Here is a 16,483-nt window from a genome sequence, read left to right as displayed (position 1 = left end):
TATCGTGTTAATGACAATCACGAATAGTGAAAGGAAGGTATTTCATAACGTGATTACAATCACGCCTATGAAAGAGACCCTTGGACAGCGCATCAAAAGGCACCGAAAGGCTGCCGGACTTTCACAGGCGGCCCTGGCAGCAGCGTGCGGCTGGAAGTCCCAATCCCGTGTCGGGAACTATGAAACGGACACCCGGGAGCCCACCCTTGCCGATCTAAGTCTGATCGCCAAGGCGGTTGGCGTAGAGGCGTCTGAGCTCATTCTCGACTTCAAACCGAAGACCGAAGCTGAAGCAATGCCGGCAACAAAGGTGGAAGCAAACGCGACTTACCTGGGCCCCATTGACGTATGGGATGACGACACGCCATTGGATGGAGATGAGGTTTACGTGCCTTACCTCAAAGAAGTTGAGCTTTCAGCAGGCCAAGGTAGAACGGTCATCGAGCAGTCCCAGTCTCGCAGGTTGCGATTTGGCAAGCTGACACTGCGGCGCCAAAACGTGCAGCCAAGTGAAGCCGTCTGTGTCACCGTTGGCGGCAATAGCATGGAACCTGTTCTTCCCGACGGAAGTACTGTCGGGGTCGATCAAGGCTCAACATCAATCGTTGACGGCAAGATGTACGCGATAAACCACGGCGGGCAATTACGGGTGAAGACCCTTTACCGCCTGCCTGGTGGCGGTATCAGGATGCGCAGCTTTAATCGTGATGAACACCCCGATGAGGAGTACACCGCAGAGGAGATGATCGCAAAAGAGATCATTGTTCTCGGCAAGGTGTTCTGGTCCTCAGTGCTCTGGTAGCGCCCCACTCAACACCCTGAAGCCCGGCCAAGCGCCGGGCTTTTTGTTGCCTTCGAAAAAAATAATCACGTTACGTGTTGACTTGAATAAACACGTTACGTGATATTAGCGCCATGCCGGATCACCACCGGCCAGCAACGAAGGCAGCGATGGACAGGCCTCAACAGTCCAGAGGGTTGGCAACTGACCCAGGCGTGCAGCGTAAAGCGCCAAGAACAGTTATCCGGCGGACCAGGGTCGCGGTCGGAGACAACAATTCGAAGATTGCCAAAGACCGACGCCAGCAGCGGGTCTCGGCAGATTTCACTGGCTGGCCTTGGCGACAGGGCCAGACGGGAAATCAACAGCGCGATCGAGGTCGCCATGAACGTAGAGCCATCGCAACAACACCTGACAGCCTCTATCGAGGGTGAGCAACTGGTCATTCGTGCAGGTGTCGAGTACCTGCTCAACATCATTCCGTTCACCGACACCTGGCCGACGAACAACGCCGGAGATCCTTGCAAGATCACGGACAAGGAGCAGTTCCTGAAGGACCTGATCTGCGAGCTGGGTCGCGAGAACGAGCAAGGCGCCACCCTGCTTCACCTGGCGATCGATGAGGCGGCCGCTGAAGTGACCGAGCAGGGTTACGAAAGCGTTGAGCTGCCGGAAGACTTCGACTGAACAACCAGCGCCACGTCAGCCTGACGTTAACTGCCCGATCACCTGGTTCCCCATCACCAGGCTACATCGGAGTGTGATCTGAATGCGCAGGCTGATGCGCAAGGAAATACCCAACGGGCTTTGCACGACCTGCCTAACACGCTCCTCGTGCATCGACGCTCCGTAGGGATCCTCATCTAAGCACTGCCCCTTGATGAGGCAAGCCGGAAAGATTGCAGCACCGGCCAGATCACACCCCAATGCAGCCAACACCCGAGGTAACTCATCATGGAAACGATCACCAGCGGCTCATGGAAGGGCTTCCTCGGGCGCGGCCTGGCCCCGCGTGAACTTGAAGCACTGCTTGCGGTAGCTCAGGGCATGACAGCCAAAGAGATTGCCCGCCTGATGCAGATCACCCCGGGCACCGTGGCCAACCGAATCGAAAACGCGATGTACAAGCTCGGCGTTCACCGGCGTGCGGCCCTGGTCGCCGAAGCCATGAAGCGCCAGATCATCAGCCCGATGTGCATCCTGCTGGTCGGGTTGATGGCTATGCACGCCGTCACGGGCGACACCGACCCGATGCGCCGCGACCGCCGCGTGCCCGAGCGCCGTATTGCCCAGGTCCGAATCATCCGCAAGGCCGAATCCTTCGACCTGCACGCCTGACACCCACCCCGAGGAGCTCACCATGCACCCAGCCATGCAGCAGCGCGTGGACGGCCTGGCCGCCCTGCGCGAACGTACCATCCTGGCCACCGCTGACTTCTACGCCAAGATCGGCCTTCCCGCTCCAACGACCGAGCCGCGGTACAAGGCCGTAGCCAAGGGCAAGGCGTGGCACATCGTCGACGTGGAGACCGGCAAGACGCGCTGCTTCTGCTTCACCTACAAGGCAGCCCTGCGGTTTGTTGATGCTCTGGAGGCAGCTGCGACGCGCAAGCTGGTAGGGCGGCAATGATCGGCGGCCCTACCCCCAATGAGCGCCAGCAGGTGCTGGATCAGCTCAGCGCCAGCATTGACCAGTTCTTTGCCGGTGGCGGGCAGCCAGTCGAATTGCCCGCCTTCGAATACCGCCCTCGCCGGCCGCACCACGGCAGCCATAACGCCGAAGGCGACTCAACCGCCCGGGCTGCCGCCACGCAGAAGCGCCAACTGGTAGAGCGTGCTCGGGAGGCGGCGAAGACCATGACCCTCGACGAAGCCTATCGCTCCCTCGGCGTCAGTCGCACGGAGCTACACCGCCTGGCCAAGGAAGCCGGGATTTTCTTCCAGAGCTGCGACAAAGAGCGCCAGCGTCGCGAAGTCGCCCGCCAGGCCAAGGCCGAAGAAAAGGCCAAGCTGGTCGAACTGATCAAGGCGAACAGCGGCATTGGCCTGAGCCGGAACTTCGTCGCCAAGAAACTCGGCATCAGCAACCACTACCTGGTGCGCCTGGCCGAGGAAAACGGAATCGACTTTCCGCGCTGGAGCGACAGACCTTGAAGCGTATGAACCGCGTCCGGCACGGCCGGCGCCAGCAATGGATCAACTTGCCGCCCAGCGGGCTGGCAACACTTCAAGGAGTCGCGGCGCATGAGAGTCGACCTTCCGGGCCAGTTCGACCTACCCATCCAGGTTGCCCATCACTCGCCGGCGACTCCAACAGGTAGCAAGGAAGAGCTGGCCGAGCGGATCGCCAAGGCCTTGGTCAAGTACGAAGCGCGGCCTTCGTCGGCGCTCTGGATCGAAATCCAGGCCTGCGCCCGCGCAATCCTCAAGTAATCAACATGCCGCATCCGACCACGGAGGGCGGCGCACGCATGGAGAAAGCCATGATCGAAGCCACCGAGAAGCAGCTCGAACTGCTCTGGCACACGCTGGGCATTCACCCCGAGTGCCGACTCAGCAGCCGCAATTACTTCCTCACCAGCCCAGGCTATGACGACGCGAATAACCTAGATGTGCTGGTGGCGGCCGGCCTGATGACCTGCGGCAAGGCCCCTGCCTTCTGCGCCCAGGACGATGTGGTGTATCGCGCGACGGACGAGGGCAAGCGGTTTGCCTTGGACAAGCTGCCACCGCCGCCGCCTCCGCGAAAGTACACCAAGTTCGATGCCTACCTCGATGAGTGCGAATGCTACGACGGCTTCGCTCACTTCCTCGGCATCAACATGCCGCAGTACCAGCAGCGTGGCGAGTGGGGAGCACGGGAGTATCGGATGGTGCGCTACCCCCGCGGGAGCGCGTACCGGCAGTACCGACGCCACTACGACTTTGCGCGGTGGTCTCCCTACGAAATGCTCGAAGTAGTCGGCGAGTGGGCTCCGACCTTGAAGGAAGCCAAGGCAAGCTACAAGGCCGCACTCAAGCAGTTCCGCGCACGCCCAAAGCTGCCGGCCAACGACTTCGAGCGCCTCTACTCCGCCTGACCCCGGCGCTGCCCGCCAGCCGATGCACACAAACTAACGAATGAGTTTCTCTCTGACCATGGTCTCAATAGCAGAAAATTTTTCCATCATTTTTTTTGTAAACTCATCGCCCTCATCGGACAGGTCATCCATCATTGCATTAGGCCGCCCCCGTAATAGCTGCCTGTGAGCCTCTCTGTAGTCGTCACTATTTTTTGGGTCAATGGAAATAAAGTAGGACCTAAGGTATATCGCAATTTCGTTATCTACCTTAAGTAACTGCCTGACTGCCTGCTTATAATTCGCACCCCAAATCGCATCGGCTTCAATCGAGTAAGAGAACAATTTAGCTCTAATAGGTTCGGTCCTCGTGAGGCGCCTTTGATATGTCCTTACCTCTTCAGCAAACCTTTCTAAATCAGGGTCAGCAAGAGGTTTCTCGCCTGGACCTGGAGCTATCTCGTACTCCATTACCATCGGATGCCGAACCGACTTTATCGCTTCAACATATTCGTAGATCCCCACCAAGATTTTGCGTGCCAGTTCATGATCTGCTGTGTCATGAATCTGCTTACGCCACGCATTAACACCAAAGGCCGCTAGTGCAACTGCGGCAACAGTGGCGATGGCTGCAAGAATCTCAAAGAGGTCATGAATACTTTCCACTTCAAAGAACTTAGTTTTAGCGTGTGATAATCCCCAGACCACGCCAGCACCGAACAAGCCTGTACAGCCCCACCAGATTACCCAATCTTTTTTCATATTCCCCCCATCAAAGCAGGAATTATGCCTGCGACACAAGGAGTGCGCATGCCTGCATTTCAGAAAAAGAACCCGCTCGACTTCAAAACCCAGTACGGCCTTGGCTTCGACCCGCAGGACGATGAGATCGTGGTGGACTTCTTCTGCGGTGGCGGCGGCGCCGGTACCGGCTTGGAGATGGGCCTGGGCCGGCCCGTGACGGTTGCCAAGAACCACAACCCGGCGGCGATCAGCATGCACACCGCCAATCACCCACACGCCAAACACTTCACCACCGACGTGTTCGAGGGTGACCCGGACGAAGAATGCGGCGGGCGCCCGGTGGGCTGGTTCCATATGAGCCCGGACTGCACACACCACAGCCAGGCCGCAGGCGGGCAGCCGCGCAAGCGGGAGATCCGCAATCTGTCGTGGATAGGCTTGAAGTGGGCCGGGAAGAAGCGCCCACGGGTGATCAGCCTGGAAAACGTAAAGCAGATCCTGCAGTGGGGTCGCCTGATCGCGAAGCGCGACAAGGTCACCGGTCGCGTCGTCAAGCTCGACGGCACCGTGGCGACTCCCGGTGAGCGCGTGCCAGTTCAGCAGCAGTTCCTGGTGCCTGATCCGAAGCAACGCGGCTCGACCTGGCGCCGTTTCGTGGCACTACTGGAAGGCATGGGATATGTGGTCGAGTGGCGCGTGATCAAGGCCTGCGACTTCGGGGCGCCGACCAGCCGGGAACGCCTGTTCATGATCGCCCGCTGCGACGGCCAGCCTATCGTTTGGCCTGAGCCGACCCACGCGAAGAAGCCTGCCAAGGGCCAGCAGAAGTGGCGCACCGCCGCTGAGTGCATCGACTGGACCATCCCGAGCCAAAGCATTTTTGGCCGCAAGAAGGACCTGGCACCGGCTACGCTGCGGCGGATCGCCAAGGGCATGAAGAAGTTCGTGATTAATGCCGCTGACCCGTTCATCGTACCGATCGCGAACTGGTCGGGGGAAAGCGTGCAGTCGGCACAGGAGCCGCTGCGCACCGTGACTTCCTGGCCCCGCGGCGGGTCATTCGCCATGGCCAGCCCGATCATTGCGCCAGCCACACACCAGGGTAGCGACCGGGTCAACGATCCGCACTTGCCGCTTCCCACTATCACCTGCGCCAATCGCGGCGAGCTGACGCTGATCAGCCCTACCCTGATCCAGTCGGGATATGGCGAGCGAACCGGCCAGCAACCGCGCGTGCCGGGCCTTGATAAGCCGGTTGGTGCGGTGGTCGCCGGCGGGGTCAAGCATGCGTTGGCGTCGGCGCACCTGGTGAAGTTCCGCTTCGATGACGCGGGCAAGCCTCTGGACGAACCGTTACCGACCATCACCAGTGGCGGCAACTACCAGAGACCGGCCGGCGCCGCCCACGCCATGGGCGTCTCGACGGTGTTCATGGCCCAGATGAACGGTGGCTTCAACACCACCGACGCCAAGAGCATTGAAGACCCGATGACGACGGTGACTAACACCGGCAGCCAGCAGCAGCTGGTAACGGCGAGTCTCCTGCACCTACGCGGGAACTGCGATGCTCGCGAGGTAAGCGACCCCCTGCACACCATCAGCGCCGGCGGCCAACACCACGGACTGGTCACGGCATTCATGGAGCGCCAGTTCGGTGGCAGCGTTGGCCAGGGTATCGACGCGCCAGCGCCAACCGTCACCGCCGGTGGAAGCGGCAAAAGCTCGCTGGTTGAGCTGCAGCTGTCGCCAGAGGTTGAGGCAGGCGCACTGCGGGTCGCGGCATTTCTGATCAGCTACTACGGCACCGAGAACGTGAGCGCCGCTGGCGACCCATCGCCGACCATCACCACGAAGGATCGCCTGGCCCTGGTCACCGTAACCATCAAGGGCACCCCGTACGTGATCGTCGACATCTGCCTGCGAATGCTGCAGCCCCCCGAGCTGTACCGGGCCCAGGGCTTTCCCGCCGGATACCGAATCGACAGAGGCGCCGACGGCAGGAAGTTCACCAAGACCGAACAGGTGCACATGTGCGGAAACAGCGTCAGCCCGCCGCCGATGGCAGCCCTGGCGCGGGCTAACGACCCATGGAATGCGGCTGCCACTCAGTCGAAGGCCGCTTAGTCGTCTTCGAGCTTCTGGCAGGAATAGCACTCTGGCATGCACGACTCGACGGCGGCTTTGATAGCGTCAGTCATTTCCCGACGGTCATCGAAAATGCCATCAAGCTCTCCGTCAGAGAACATCGAATTGCCGAGCATGTAGGCAGGCTGAATGTCATCCCCGTCGTGAGAGTGGACGCCGTGATGTTCGCAGTAATCCACCACGCCCGCGCGCCTTGCGATTCCAAGTGCGACTGCCTCCTGATCCTCCGCCTTCATCATCGCGTGCTTCTGTTGACCCATGAGATCACCCCCGAAGTAAAAAGGGCCGTTGACAACGGCCTAGCCCCTTAAGACTAGATCAAAAAAGGCGACTCTCATGCAGTTGCCGCGAGGTATCCCCATGCCCACAGAAAACCGATCCAGCAACACCGAACAGATGGTCAGCGTGCCGCGCGAGCAGCTGCAAGGCGCCGACAAGTTTACCTTCACGTTGAAGCACCCCCTCTCCCAAGAGAAGCGAACCGTCACGCTAACGAAAGCTGAGGTGGCCAACGGGATGGAAGACACCTTGTACGAGAAGCTGGCTGATCAGCTCTGCCGGCGCGAGTCCGTTGGCGAAACGAATGTCGTCGACTGCAACTGCGATGAGTACATCCACGATTTTGAGCTGGTTGCAGATTGCGCCAGCGCAGAGCCTACACCAACCTCCGACGGCTTCAGCGCCGGTGACATGGCCGACCAGGGTGCCAAGGCGTTCGCTGCGCGTGACCCGGAAGTTGAGGAACTGCGCCGGGCGCTGGGCGGCATGCTCTTCGCCTTCGATGATGGCGTTGGGCAGGATTGGTCACAGAGCCTGCTCGACTACGCCCGCAAGCTGACACCCGCGGTCGAGTTCAAGCCGGCCGAATGAGCAAAGAGTACATCTGTACTCCAGCCGCTTCACAGCCTCCTGAGCATTCGAACTGCGCTCTCGATCTCATCGATAGCACCGGGCACGTACTCAGCTGTTACCCAGCGCCAGGAGATGTTGCCGATCAGGCCGCCAGTGGCTTGCCTTCGAAGCTCATCAGCATCGAGCCCCTTCTGCTCAGCTGCAGCCAGGATGGCCACAAGCGCCTGCTCTAAATGCACAACCCGTTCTGCGGACATGGCTGCTCTCCGGTTGAGAGATTCAGCCTAGTTCCTCTCCCCTCTATTGAACAGCCGCGATATGGCGGCCAAGGAATCCCCGTGCGCGAAGAAACAGTCGTGATGTACGAATCCCCCGAAGCCGCCAGTATTCAAACCGTCACTGGATGGGTCGCCGCCGACGGCCGATTTTGGGGGAATGATGAGCACATGGCCCGCTACTGCGGCTCCACCCACCGCCACTGCGCGAAGAACCCCGACCATCCCATCCACGAGACACGAGGGTGGTGTCGAGCCTGTCAGGCCGAAGGTGATGCGACCAAGTTCGCCGCCATGCCGCGGCGCTCGTGGGGCGGCGAGCCAATAACCCACTACGACGGCGACCGGTATTTCTTCGACGAAGAAAGCCTGCTCGACTGGATTGTCGAACACGAGATCGATCTGGCCAACCTGAAGCTGGTCTTCTGCACTCCGAACTACCCCAGCGAGATCGACCCGAGCGACCACTTCTGCGATGACCTGCCAGAAGACGGAGAGATCAACGACGATCAGCTACTGGCGGCGTTCGAGCTGCTCAACGAAATGATCCGCAAGTGCCCTCCATTGTCCTGGTCGCCAGGAAATGAGGCCGTTGAGCTGCCCCCGGCATTTATCGACAAGGTTGCCCGCGAGCGCCTGGAGGCCCTGGCATGACCCGCCTTACCCTCTGCCTACTGCTTCTGGCCACCGGCGCCAGCGCAACCGAGAACGTCATCGACGTGCAGCACGACAGCCAGCGCGGCGTCACCTGCTACCTGCTGAACGGGCTCGGAATAAGCTGCATCCCAGACAGCCAGCTACAGGCCGGCAACGAGCGCCAGCTCTCCCCGCACGAACAAGACACCCCTACCCCTGCAAAGGCGCCAGTGCGCTGGAATGAAGAGAGGTATTCGCTGTGACGAAAGCACTGGAATACGGAAAAGACCTCTGGCTGATGCTGGCCCCGACTTTTGATCAGGCCACAGCGCTGGACGGTCACAGCGGCTATCGCGAGAAGGGGCAAGCCTTCGCCGGCTTCATCGCCGCAGTGGCTGGGACTATGTGCGCCCAGATCGGCACCGATGCGGCACGAGCGGTCCTCGAAGTAACGGCTCAGGGGCTTCCGAGCATCGAGCGCGCAACACTGAAGGCGGTGAAGCCATGATGATCCTCCCCATCGCCGCCCCGCTCTACATGGCCTGGATGATCTGGAAGGGGCCGAGGCCATGATGATCGACGTTGGAGGCGGCGTGCTTATGCCGGAAGAGTTGACTCACAGCACGGGCCAACAGCAGTCGGAGCCGCGCGCGCGGTACATAGCTGTGATCCACGGCTGGCACGTCCATAGCAAAGGCTTCAACGTGCATCAGCTATCGGCAACCAATTACGACGAAGCCGAGAGGGAAGCCTGCTGGCTCAATCAGCAGCGGGACGCCCCCTTCGACCGCTGCGCTTATGTAGTGGTCGAGATCGATGGCCGCGAGCACCTTCCCCGGCGCCTGACTTGGCGCGAACGCCTCACCGGCAAGATTCAGTAACCCCTCCCCCTACAACAACTCAAGCCTGCCGGTAGGCGGGCGAGGATGACCTATGTCCGATTTTCAGACGACCACCGAGCCCGTCGCCAGGAAACGCCACTCCTGCTGCGAGTGTCGCGGGCACATAGAGCCCGGTCATAAATATCAACTGACCGCCGGCTGCTGGGAGGGCGACATGTCCTCCTTCAAGACCTGTCTGGCCTGCGTCGAGGCTCGCGATTGGGCAACCGCTCAGCCAGAGTGGTGTGGCGACGGCGAGCACCTCTTCTACTTCGGCATGCTGGAAGAAGACCTCTCCTATCTAGCGCCGGAGATAGCGCCCGGTGATGGCCGCCGATTCAAGGCACACCGCCTGCAATCACAGATTGTGCGTCGCCGCTTGGCCGCCAAGTCAAAACAAGCCGCCTAACCCCTCCCCCATCTCTGCCGCCATGCGCGGCGTGGAGACAATCATGCAACAAGACGAAGAAAGGCAGCCGATTACCTATGCGTCCGACAAAGTTCCCGAGGATCGAATGGCGGAGCTGATCGGAACAACAAAGCGGGCCCTGGAGGGCAAGCGAAGCCGCGGCGTGATCCCTGAAGGGGTCTGGAAGAAAGTCGATGGCAGGATTTTTTACAGCATCAGGAGATACGAAGCGTGGCTGGAAGGAGAATGGGGCTACCCGCTGGAGTCGAGTTCATCGGCAAATCAATCCGTATCCGTTTTACTGTCCACGGTGAGCGCCGATCCGAGACACTCGCGTATCCCCAAACCGCCAAGGGGATCAAGGCGGCCGCCAATCTACGCGCTCAAGTAATCAGTCTGGCCAATCATGGTGTTCTGGATGAAAAGCGTTATGCCGAATTGTTTCCGAATTCGAGCTATGCCGCTCCAACGACTGAGCTCATGTTTGGCGAGTACGCGCAGAGCTGGCTGGATAGCCTCGAAGTGGTTCACGACACGAAGGCCAACTACAAAGGCTTGATGAACAACTACTGGATGCCCCATCTGGCAACACTGCCCATCCGGGCGGTGACGCCAATGGCGCTGAGGGAGGTGGTCGCGAAGACCGAGTGGAAGAGCTCGACCGTAAAGCGTGCCGCAATTGCCCGGGTCAAGGCGATGTTTAGAGCAGCGGTGTATGACGAGGTAGTGGACAAGAATCCAGCGGCGTCAATCCAGCTACCTCAGAAAAACCGGAAGCTGGTAGACCCCTTCACGGTCGAAGAAGCCGACGCCTTAATTGAGTGGATGTACGCGAACTTTTCTCGGTGCAACCAGGTGTTTGCCGCTTTCTACGAGTTTGCCTTCTATACCGGGATGCGTACGGGGGAGATTATGGCCCTACGGTGGGACGAGATCGACCTGGAGAAAAAGACCGCTCATATATGCCGGATCGTCGTTGAGAACCAGGTGGTGGAGCGCACCAAAACCAAGTACACGCGCACGGTCATGCTGAACAGCAGGGCCATGGGCGCTCTCGAGAGGGCGCGGGAGGTGTCGCATTATCGCTCCAGGCAGAAGCGCCGGGTGTCCACAGAATCGCCGTTCGTCTTTCAGCCAGCGGGGCGATCACCGCACATGAAAGGGCCAAGCACGCCAGGGGGGCACTTCAATGAAGCGATCACCGGCAGGCAGATTCGCCCGCGCCCCCAGTACAACTGCCGGCACACCTATGCAACGATGTGCCTCATGTCAGGGATGAATCCGGCATTCATTGCAGGCCAGCTCGGACACTCTGTCCAGGTGCTACTGTCAACCTATGCGAAGTGGCTGAATTCGGCCAATGATTGGTCCGAACTTGAGAAGCTCGAAGTTCAGCTAATTGGTACAGAATTGGTACAGGATTAAATTTCGTTCATGTTTCGCCCAATGTTTACGGGCGAATCGACATGGTCTGAGCCATACTCCAGAATGCAGCGGTTTTTTGGGGGAAAACCCTTGCACAGCCAACGACATAACAACTTTTAGTGAGCCTCAACGTGAAAACTTCCCTTTCGATTCTTAGCCTGCTCCTGTTGCTCACAGGTACTGCGACCCTCACGTCGACCGCTGCTGCTCAACCCCCGGCCCAGCAACAACGCGATCCAGCGAAATTGCACCTGGCCTCCGGCAGCGCCCTGCTGATCGATCTGCAAACCAACAAGGTGCTCTACGCCAACAATCCCGACCGGGTGGTGCCGATTGCTTCGGTGACCAAGCTGATGACCGGTATGGTGGTGCTCGACGCCAAGCAGAACATGGACGAGATGCTCACGGTCACCATCGCCCAGAACAAGGAAATGAAAGGGGTGTATTCGCGGGTCAAGCTGGGCAGCCAGCTCAACCGCAAGGACATGCTGCTGATCACCCTGATGTCGTCGGAAAACCGCGCCGCCTCGACCCTGGCGCACAACTACCCGGGCGGTTACCACGCATTCATCAAGGCGATGAACGCCAAGGCCAGGGCCCTGGGCATGAGCCAGACCCGCTATGTGGAGCCCACTGGCCTGTCGACCAGCAACGTCTCCACCGCCCGCGACCTCAGCAAGCTGCTGATGGCGGCGCGCAACTACCCGCTGCTGAGCAGTTTGAGCACCACCCGCGAGCAGACCGTGGCGTTCAAAAAACCCAACTACACCCTGGGCTTTCGCAACACCGACCACCTGGTCAACAAGAGCAACTGGGATATCAAGCTGACCAAGACCGGCTTCACCAACGATGCCGGCCACTGCCTGGTGCTGTTGACCAAGATGGACAACCGCCCGGTGGCCATGGTGATCCTCGATGCCTTCGGCAAGTACACCCACTTTGCCGATGCCAGCCGCATGCGCCAGTGGCTGGAGACCGGCAGTACCAAGCCGGCGCCGGCGGTGGCCATGCGCTACAAGTCCGAGCGCACGCAGAACCGCCAGATGGCTGACTGAAAACGACAGGGCCTGTGCATGCACAGGCCCTGTTTCAAACGTCAGGCGTTGGTACTGACCAGCGAGCCCGAGCTGCTGCCACCGGCTTCGGTCAGCGCTTTGAGCAGCGCCGCCGTGGCGTTTGCGATCGACGCCGTGGTCGCGCCCACTGCCGATTGCGCGGCAGCGACAGCCGTAGCCTTGAGGACCGGCTCCATGTCGCTGGCCATGGCCTCCTGCAAGCGTTTCTGCTGCTCGGCCAATTGTTTTTGCATTTTCTTGATCATCTCGCGCAATTGCTTGATGTGTGCCGGTTCTTCGCCGGCACCGGCGTCTTCCTTTTCCTTGGCCTCTTCGGCCTTGCCGCTATCACGCACCTTGGACAGGTCGACGCTAACCACGCCCGCCGCTTCCATCCCGGCCTGCCTTTCCTGGCCGGTGACGGTGATGCCGGTGTTGATGCCGCTGTTCAGTGGGGTCCCGTTGATTGATACGGCGCTAAAACCTGCCATGTTTCTATCGTCCTGATGGTATTGGGGTTAACCCGGCTATCGGCCGCGCAGGCTGAAACTTGAGCCAGGCGGGCCTCTGGATAAATTTGCCCTGCCGCCATTCGTCCCTCCTGATACCCGAGCTTTGCCCCCGGCACGCCAGTGCACCGGGCAAACCGTTCCGATCAGCCCAGTGTCGAGATGGCAATGACCAAATCCCGTTTCCGCAAAGTCCTCTACATCGGCCTGCCCCTGGCCCTGGCAGTGGCCGCTGCAACCGCCGGCTACCTGTACTTCAAGCCGCAGCACGGCTACCCGCGCCAGATCGTCGAGCAAGCCAATGCCCTGCATGAACACATGCTGTCATTCGACAGCCATGTCACTGTGCCGCTGAACCTGGGCAGCGCCGGCAATGAAATCGACAAGAACGGGCACGGCCAGTTCGACCTGGTCAAGGCCGGGCAAGGACGCTTGTCCGGCGCGGCCCTGACCATCTTCGGCTGGCCGGAACTGTGGAACGGCCCGAATGCCCCGCACCGCCCTACCCCGGGTTTTGTCGACGAAGCCCGGCACCAGCAGGAAGTGCGCTACAAGATCATCAGCAACATGGTCCGCGACTTCCCCAACCAGGTCGGCATCGCTTACACCCCGGATGATTTCCGCCGCCTGAACGGCGAAGGCAAGTTCGCCGTGTTCATCAGCATGCTCAATGCCTATCCGCTGGGCCACGACCTGTCGCAGCTGGACCTGTGGGCCCAGCGTGGCATGCGCATGTTCGGCTTCAGCTACACCGGCAACAACGACTGGGCCGACTCGTCGCGCCCGCTGCCGTTCTTCAATGACACCGCCGACGCCCTCGGCGGCCTGTCGCCATTGGGCGAGCAGGCAGTCAAGCGCCTCAACGAGCTGGGGGTGATCATCGATGTGTCACAGATGTCGACCCTGGCCCTGGAAGACGTCGCGCGCCTGAGCCATGCACCGATCGTCGCCTCGCACTCGGCGCCGCGCGCCCTGGTGGATATTCCGCGCAACCTCAGCGACAAAGAGATGCAACTGATCAAGGACAGCGGCGGGGTGATCCAGGTGGTCGGTTTCGGCCAGTACCTCAAGCCCCTGACCAAGCCGACCCTGGACAAGCTCGAAGCCCTGCGCGTGCGCTTCGACCTGCAACCGCTGCAGGGCCTGGCCAACGCCCTGATGCCCGGCGACGCGGTAATTGCCATCTGGCCGGAGGCGCGCTTTGGTGAGTATGCCAGCAGCCTCTACGGCATCCTCGAGCAAGAGCCCAAAGCCACGCTCAAGGACTTCGTCGACGCCATCGACTACACGGTGAAAAAGGTCGGCATCGACCACGTCGGCATCAGCTCCGACTTCAACGACGGCGGCGGCCTGGATGGCTTCAAGGATGTCAGCGAGATCCGCAACGTCACCGCCGAACTGCTGACCCGCGGGTACTCCGAGGCCGATATCGGCAAGCTCTGGGCCGGCAACTTCCTGCGCGTGTGGGAACAGGTGCAAAAAAGCGCCCAGCCCGTTGCCACCACTGCCACCCCTTGAGCCGGAAAGCGCCTGACATGACTGACCGCCGTACCTTTCTCAAGCAGGCCGGGGTACTCGCCGCCAGCCTGCCACTCGCCGGCTCGCTGCTGCCCGATGCCCTGGCTGCGGGCGCACCGCCGCTGAGCGGCAAGGACAAATGGCAGCAACTGCGCCAGCTGTTTCCGCTGGACCCGAGCTATGCCCACTTTGCCAACTTCCTGGTTACCGCCCACCCCAAGCCGGTGCAGGACGCCATCGACTACTACCGCGCGCAGATCGACCGCCATCCCGCCAGCTGGGTCGACTGGGAGACGCAAAGCGAGTGGAAGCGCGAAGGCGAAGTGCGCGACTGGGCTGCGCGTTACCTGCAGGTCAAACCCCGGCAGATCGCCCTGACCGGCAGCACCACCGAAGGCCTGGGGATGATCTACGGCGGCCTGAAGGTGCGCGCCGACCAGGAGATCCTGACCACCGAGCACGAGCACTACTCGACCAACAGGATCCTCGGCTTTCGCCAGCAGCGCCAGGGCACCCAGGTGCGCAAGCTGCGCCTGTTCAACCAGCCGCGGGAGCTGTCCACCGACCAGTTGCTGAGCACGCTCGACCAGGCCATCAAGCCCAACACCCGGGTGCTCGGCATGACCTGGGTGCACTCTGGCAGCGGGGTCAAGTTGCCGGTCGGCGAGATTGGCAAGCTGGTCCGCCAGCACAACCGTGATCGTGATGAAAACGAGCGCATTCTGTATGTGATCGACGGTGTGCACGGCTTCGGCGTAGAGAACCAGAACTTCGCCGATTTCAACTGCGACTACTTTATCGCCGGCACCCACAAGTGGATGTTCGGCCCGCGCGGCACCGGGATCATCTGCGCCGCCTCAGAGAAAATGCAGCACCTGGTGCCAACCTTCGCGACCTTCTCCGAAGACGAAGACTTCGCCACCATCATGACCCCCGGCGGCTACCACGCCTTCGAACACCGCTGGGCGCTGGGCAAGGCCTTCGAGTTGCACCTGCAACTGGGCAAGGCCGATGTCGAGCAACGCATCCATCAACTCAACGACTACCTCAAGGCGCAGCTCAAGGAGCACAGCGCCATCGAACTGGTGACGCCGCAGAGCCGCGAATTTTCTGCCGGTTTCACCTTTCTGCGCATCAAGGATCGCGACCCGGACGCCATCGCCGCCTACCTCAACGAACAACGCGTTGTCGTCGATGCCGTGCACCGCGATGTCGGCCCGGTGCTGCGCATGGCGCCGGGCCTGCTCAACAACGAGCAGGAAATCGATCGGGCCATGGCCCTGCTGGTTAAAAAACTCTGAAAAGGCTCTCCCATGTCCTCATCCCTGCGCTTCCCGTTGTCCCTGCTCGCCCTGGTGGCCAGCATCGCTACCGCACACGCCGCCGAGACGCAGCAGCCCGGCAAGGTGTTTCGCGATTGCAAAAGTAGCTGCCCGGAAATGCTCGTACTGCCGGCCGGCAGCTTCACCATGGGCACCCCGGAAAACGAACCCGGCCGCCAGGCCGATGAAGGCCCGCAACACCGCGTGACCTTCGCCAAGCCGTTCGCCATCAGCCGCTACCAGGTCACGGCCGGTGAATGGGACGCCTACCTGCGCGAGTCCGGCGTCAAGATCGCCGACGGCGACAGCCGTCCGGGTCGCGAGTGCAAGGCCAGCAAGCCGCGCTATCAACAAGGCCCGCGGCAACCGGCGGTGTGCATGAGCTACCACGACGTCCAGGCCTATGCCGACTGGCTGACGAAAAAGACCGGCAAGCACTACCGGATGATCAGCGAAGCCGAGCGCGAGTACGCCGCCCGCGCCGGCAGCAGCGGGCCGTTCCCGTTCGAGCTGGACCCGGATGGCGACTACCAGATCAGCCGTAACGCCAACGTGTACGGGCCCAAGGATGGCTTCAGTTTCAGCTCGCCAGTGGGCAGTTACCCGGCCAATGCGTTGGGTGTGTATGACATGCACGGCAACGTCTACGAGTGGGTCGCCGACTGTTATCACGACAGCTACGAAGGCGCCCCGAATGACGGCAGCGCCTGGCAACAAGCCGAGTGCAAGGTGGTGGTGATCCGCGGCAACGACTGGGGTGAGGCGCCGATTTTCTCGCGCTCGGGGAACCGTAACGCCAGTGTCCCGGACAACCGTGGCGACTGGATCGGGGTACGCCTGGTACGCGAACTCTAAGCCGCCGCGCTGGCTAA

Annotated in this window: 23 protein-coding genes; 19 read left to right on the top strand and 4 right to left on the bottom strand. The window is 60.9% G+C overall.

Annotated elements, in window-relative coordinates:
* Positions 1 to 67: 67 nt before the first annotated feature.
* From CCOS864_RS10750 to CCOS864_RS10715, 7 genes are all read left to right on the top strand, one after another.
* On the top strand, positions 68 to 802 hold the full coding sequence (locus tag CCOS864_RS10750; RefSeq protein ID WP_115086270.1) for an XRE family transcriptional regulator: 735 nt from the start codon (positions 68 to 70) through the stop codon (positions 800 to 802).
* Positions 803 to 1,165: 363 nt separating this feature from the next.
* Positions 1,166 to 1,468, top strand: a complete 303-nt coding sequence (locus CCOS864_RS10745; protein ID WP_115086269.1) for a hypothetical protein — start codon at positions 1,166 to 1,168, stop codon at positions 1,466 to 1,468.
* Positions 1,469 to 1,735: 267 nt separating this feature from the next.
* Positions 1,736 to 2,119: a response regulator transcription factor gene (locus CCOS864_RS10735; protein WP_115086267.1), complete on the top strand. Its 384-nt coding sequence runs from the start codon at positions 1,736 to 1,738 to the stop codon at positions 2,117 to 2,119.
* A 22-nt stretch (positions 2,120 to 2,141) separates the two neighbouring features.
* Entirely contained in the window at positions 2,142 to 2,411 is a 270-nt protein-coding gene (locus tag CCOS864_RS10730; protein ID WP_115086266.1) for a hypothetical protein, read from the top strand.
* Positions 2,408 to 2,935: a hypothetical protein gene (locus tag CCOS864_RS10725; protein WP_115086265.1), complete on the top strand. Its 528-nt coding sequence runs from the start codon at positions 2,408 to 2,410 to the stop codon at positions 2,933 to 2,935. The genes CCOS864_RS10730 and CCOS864_RS10725 overlap by 4 nt, the downstream gene beginning before the upstream one ends.
* Before the next feature lie 90 nt (positions 2,936 to 3,025).
* Entirely contained in the window at positions 3,026 to 3,214 is a 189-nt protein-coding gene (locus CCOS864_RS10720; protein WP_115086264.1) for a hypothetical protein, read from the top strand.
* Positions 3,215 to 3,264: 50 nt separating this feature from the next.
* Positions 3,265 to 3,861, top strand: coding sequence for a hypothetical protein (locus CCOS864_RS10715; protein ID WP_115086263.1), 597 nt, complete (start codon positions 3,265 to 3,267; stop codon positions 3,859 to 3,861).
* Between the two features lie 33 nt (positions 3,862 to 3,894).
* Here the strand turns inward: CCOS864_RS10715 and CCOS864_RS10710 are convergent, their stop codons facing one another.
* Positions 3,895 to 4,602 (bottom strand): hypothetical protein, encoded by a 708-nt coding sequence (locus CCOS864_RS10710; RefSeq protein ID WP_115086262.1) that lies wholly within the window; start codon positions 4,600 to 4,602, stop codon positions 3,895 to 3,897.
* Positions 4,603 to 4,650: 48 nt separating this feature from the next.
* Here CCOS864_RS10710 and CCOS864_RS10705 point away from each other — a divergent pair, with 48 nt between their 5' ends.
* Entirely contained in the window at positions 4,651 to 6,708 is a 2,058-nt protein-coding gene (locus tag CCOS864_RS10705) for a DNA cytosine methyltransferase (RefSeq protein WP_115086261.1), read from the top strand.
* On the opposite strand, the gene CCOS864_RS10700 is transcribed toward CCOS864_RS10705, so the two are convergent.
* The gene (locus tag CCOS864_RS10700; protein WP_148708528.1) at positions 6,705 to 6,989 is read right to left on the bottom strand and encodes a type 1 periplasmic-binding domain-containing protein; all 285 of its coding nucleotides are present in this window, start codon (positions 6,987 to 6,989) and stop codon (positions 6,705 to 6,707) included. The genes CCOS864_RS10705 and CCOS864_RS10700 overlap by 4 nt on opposite strands.
* Positions 6,990 to 7,089: 100 nt before the next feature.
* Between CCOS864_RS10700 and CCOS864_RS10695 the strand changes: the two genes are divergently transcribed.
* On the top strand, positions 7,090 to 7,599 hold the full coding sequence (locus tag CCOS864_RS10695; RefSeq protein WP_148708527.1) for a hypothetical protein: 510 nt from the start codon (positions 7,090 to 7,092) through the stop codon (positions 7,597 to 7,599).
* Between the two features lie 29 nt (positions 7,600 to 7,628).
* Here the strand turns inward: CCOS864_RS10695 and CCOS864_RS10690 are convergent, their stop codons facing one another.
* Complete coding sequence (locus CCOS864_RS10690) at positions 7,629 to 7,838, bottom strand: hypothetical protein (protein WP_095162612.1); 210 nt, start codon at positions 7,836 to 7,838, stop codon at positions 7,629 to 7,631.
* An 81-nt stretch (positions 7,839 to 7,919) separates the two neighbouring features.
* Between CCOS864_RS10690 and CCOS864_RS10685 the strand changes: the two genes are divergently transcribed.
* The 7 genes from CCOS864_RS10685 (at position 7,920) to pbpG (ending at position 12,262) form a co-directional block, all read left to right on the top strand.
* A complete protein-coding gene (locus CCOS864_RS10685; RefSeq protein ID WP_115086258.1) occupies positions 7,920 to 8,510 on the top strand; it encodes a hypothetical protein in 591 nt (196 codons plus the stop codon).
* Positions 8,507 to 8,755: a hypothetical protein gene (locus CCOS864_RS10680; RefSeq protein WP_115086257.1), complete on the top strand. Its 249-nt coding sequence runs from the start codon at positions 8,507 to 8,509 to the stop codon at positions 8,753 to 8,755. The genes CCOS864_RS10685 and CCOS864_RS10680 overlap by 4 nt, the downstream gene beginning before the upstream one ends.
* Positions 8,752 to 9,000: a hypothetical protein gene (locus CCOS864_RS10675; protein WP_115086256.1), complete on the top strand. Its 249-nt coding sequence runs from the start codon at positions 8,752 to 8,754 to the stop codon at positions 8,998 to 9,000. The genes CCOS864_RS10680 and CCOS864_RS10675 overlap by 4 nt, the downstream gene beginning before the upstream one ends.
* Positions 9,001 to 9,061: 61 nt before the next feature.
* Positions 9,062 to 9,373 carry a hypothetical protein gene (locus CCOS864_RS10670; protein WP_115086255.1) on the top strand — a complete coding sequence of 104 codons (312 nt, stop codon included), beginning with the start codon at positions 9,062 to 9,064 and terminating at the stop codon, positions 9,371 to 9,373.
* A 52-nt stretch (positions 9,374 to 9,425) separates the two neighbouring features.
* On the top strand, positions 9,426 to 9,782 hold the full coding sequence (locus CCOS864_RS10665) for a hypothetical protein (protein ID WP_115086254.1): 357 nt from the start codon (positions 9,426 to 9,428) through the stop codon (positions 9,780 to 9,782).
* A gap of 246 nt (positions 9,783 to 10,028) precedes the next feature.
* Positions 10,029 to 11,207: a tyrosine-type recombinase/integrase gene (locus tag CCOS864_RS10660; protein WP_244211901.1), complete on the top strand. Its 1,179-nt coding sequence runs from the start codon at positions 10,029 to 10,031 to the stop codon at positions 11,205 to 11,207.
* Positions 11,208 to 11,338: 131 nt separating this feature from the next.
* Positions 11,339 to 12,262 carry a D-alanyl-D-alanine endopeptidase gene (pbpG, locus tag CCOS864_RS10655; protein ID WP_115086252.1) on the top strand — a complete coding sequence of 308 codons (924 nt, stop codon included), beginning with the start codon at positions 11,339 to 11,341 and terminating at the stop codon, positions 12,260 to 12,262.
* 41 nt (positions 12,263 to 12,303) lie between these two features.
* Here the strand turns inward: pbpG and CCOS864_RS10650 are convergent, their stop codons facing one another.
* On the bottom strand, positions 12,304 to 12,753 hold the full coding sequence (locus tag CCOS864_RS10650) for a hypothetical protein (RefSeq protein WP_233674874.1): 450 nt from the start codon (positions 12,751 to 12,753) through the stop codon (positions 12,304 to 12,306).
* A gap of 186 nt (positions 12,754 to 12,939) precedes the next feature.
* Here CCOS864_RS10650 and pvdM point away from each other — a divergent pair, with 186 nt between their 5' ends.
* Genes pvdM through pvdO form a run of 3 tightly spaced genes read left to right on the top strand, consistent with a single transcriptional unit; the run spans position 12,940 to position 16,466 of the window.
* On the top strand, positions 12,940 to 14,289 hold the full coding sequence (pvdM, locus tag CCOS864_RS10645) for a pyoverdine-tailoring dipeptidase-like protein PvdM (RefSeq protein ID WP_115086251.1): 1,350 nt from the start codon (positions 12,940 to 12,942) through the stop codon (positions 14,287 to 14,289).
* Between the two features lie 17 nt (positions 14,290 to 14,306).
* Entirely contained in the window at positions 14,307 to 15,590 is a 1,284-nt protein-coding gene (pvdN, locus tag CCOS864_RS10640) for a pyoverdine-tailoring periplasmic protein PvdN (RefSeq protein ID WP_115086250.1), read from the top strand.
* Between the two features lie 12 nt (positions 15,591 to 15,602).
* Positions 15,603 to 16,466, top strand: a complete 864-nt coding sequence (pvdO, locus tag CCOS864_RS10635) for a dihydropyoverdine dehydrogenase (protein WP_115086249.1) — start codon at positions 15,603 to 15,605, stop codon at positions 16,464 to 16,466.
* The last annotated feature ends 17 nt before the right edge of the window (positions 16,467 to 16,483 follow it).

It is taken from the genome of Pseudomonas wadenswilerensis, assembly GCF_900497695.1.
Classification (GTDB): Bacteria; Pseudomonadota; Gammaproteobacteria; order Pseudomonadales; family Pseudomonadaceae; genus Aquipseudomonas; species Aquipseudomonas wadenswilerensis.
The sequence above is the reverse complement of the archived record's forward strand: the minus strand, read 5'-3'. Positions and strand labels throughout refer to the sequence as shown.

Coding starts and splice junctions, on each gene's coding strand:
- CCOS864_RS10715 (WP_115086263.1), top strand. CDS start 3,265: ATGATCGAAGCCACCGAGAAGCAGCTCGAACTGCTCTGGCACACGCTG.
- CCOS864_RS10750 (WP_115086270.1), top strand. CDS start 68: ATGAAAGAGACCCTTGGACAGCGCATCAAAAGGCACCGAAAGGCTGCC.
- CCOS864_RS10650 (WP_233674874.1), bottom strand. CDS start 12,753: ATGGCAGGTTTTAGCGCCGTATCAATCAACGGGACCCCACTGAACAGC.
- CCOS864_RS10720 (WP_115086264.1), top strand. CDS start 3,026: ATGAGAGTCGACCTTCCGGGCCAGTTCGACCTACCCATCCAGGTTGCC.
- CCOS864_RS10745 (WP_115086269.1), top strand. CDS start 1,166: ATGAACGTAGAGCCATCGCAACAACACCTGACAGCCTCTATCGAGGGT.
- CCOS864_RS10660 (WP_244211901.1), top strand. CDS start 10,029: ATGGGGCTACCCGCTGGAGTCGAGTTCATCGGCAAATCAATCCGTATC.
- pvdN (WP_115086250.1), top strand. CDS start 14,307: ATGACTGACCGCCGTACCTTTCTCAAGCAGGCCGGGGTACTCGCCGCC.
- CCOS864_RS10705 (WP_115086261.1), top strand. CDS start 4,651: ATGCCTGCATTTCAGAAAAAGAACCCGCTCGACTTCAAAACCCAGTAC.
- CCOS864_RS10730 (WP_115086266.1), top strand. CDS start 2,142: ATGCACCCAGCCATGCAGCAGCGCGTGGACGGCCTGGCCGCCCTGCGC.
- CCOS864_RS10710 (WP_115086262.1), bottom strand. CDS start 4,602: ATGAAAAAAGATTGGGTAATCTGGTGGGGCTGTACAGGCTTGTTCGGT.
- CCOS864_RS10725 (WP_115086265.1), top strand. CDS start 2,408: ATGATCGGCGGCCCTACCCCCAATGAGCGCCAGCAGGTGCTGGATCAG.
- pvdM (WP_115086251.1), top strand. CDS start 12,940: ATGACCAAATCCCGTTTCCGCAAAGTCCTCTACATCGGCCTGCCCCTG.
- CCOS864_RS10680 (WP_115086257.1), top strand. CDS start 8,507: ATGACCCGCCTTACCCTCTGCCTACTGCTTCTGGCCACCGGCGCCAGC.
- CCOS864_RS10670 (WP_115086255.1), top strand. CDS start 9,062: ATGATGATCGACGTTGGAGGCGGCGTGCTTATGCCGGAAGAGTTGACT.
- CCOS864_RS10700 (WP_148708528.1), bottom strand. CDS start 6,989: ATGGGTCAACAGAAGCACGCGATGATGAAGGCGGAGGATCAGGAGGCA.
- CCOS864_RS10695 (WP_148708527.1), top strand. CDS start 7,090: ATGCCCACAGAAAACCGATCCAGCAACACCGAACAGATGGTCAGCGTG.
- pvdO (WP_115086249.1), top strand. CDS start 15,603: ATGTCCTCATCCCTGCGCTTCCCGTTGTCCCTGCTCGCCCTGGTGGCC.
- CCOS864_RS10690 (WP_095162612.1), bottom strand. CDS start 7,838: ATGTCCGCAGAACGGGTTGTGCATTTAGAGCAGGCGCTTGTGGCCATC.
- CCOS864_RS10665 (WP_115086254.1), top strand. CDS start 9,426: ATGTCCGATTTTCAGACGACCACCGAGCCCGTCGCCAGGAAACGCCAC.
- CCOS864_RS10735 (WP_115086267.1), top strand. CDS start 1,736: ATGGAAACGATCACCAGCGGCTCATGGAAGGGCTTCCTCGGGCGCGGC.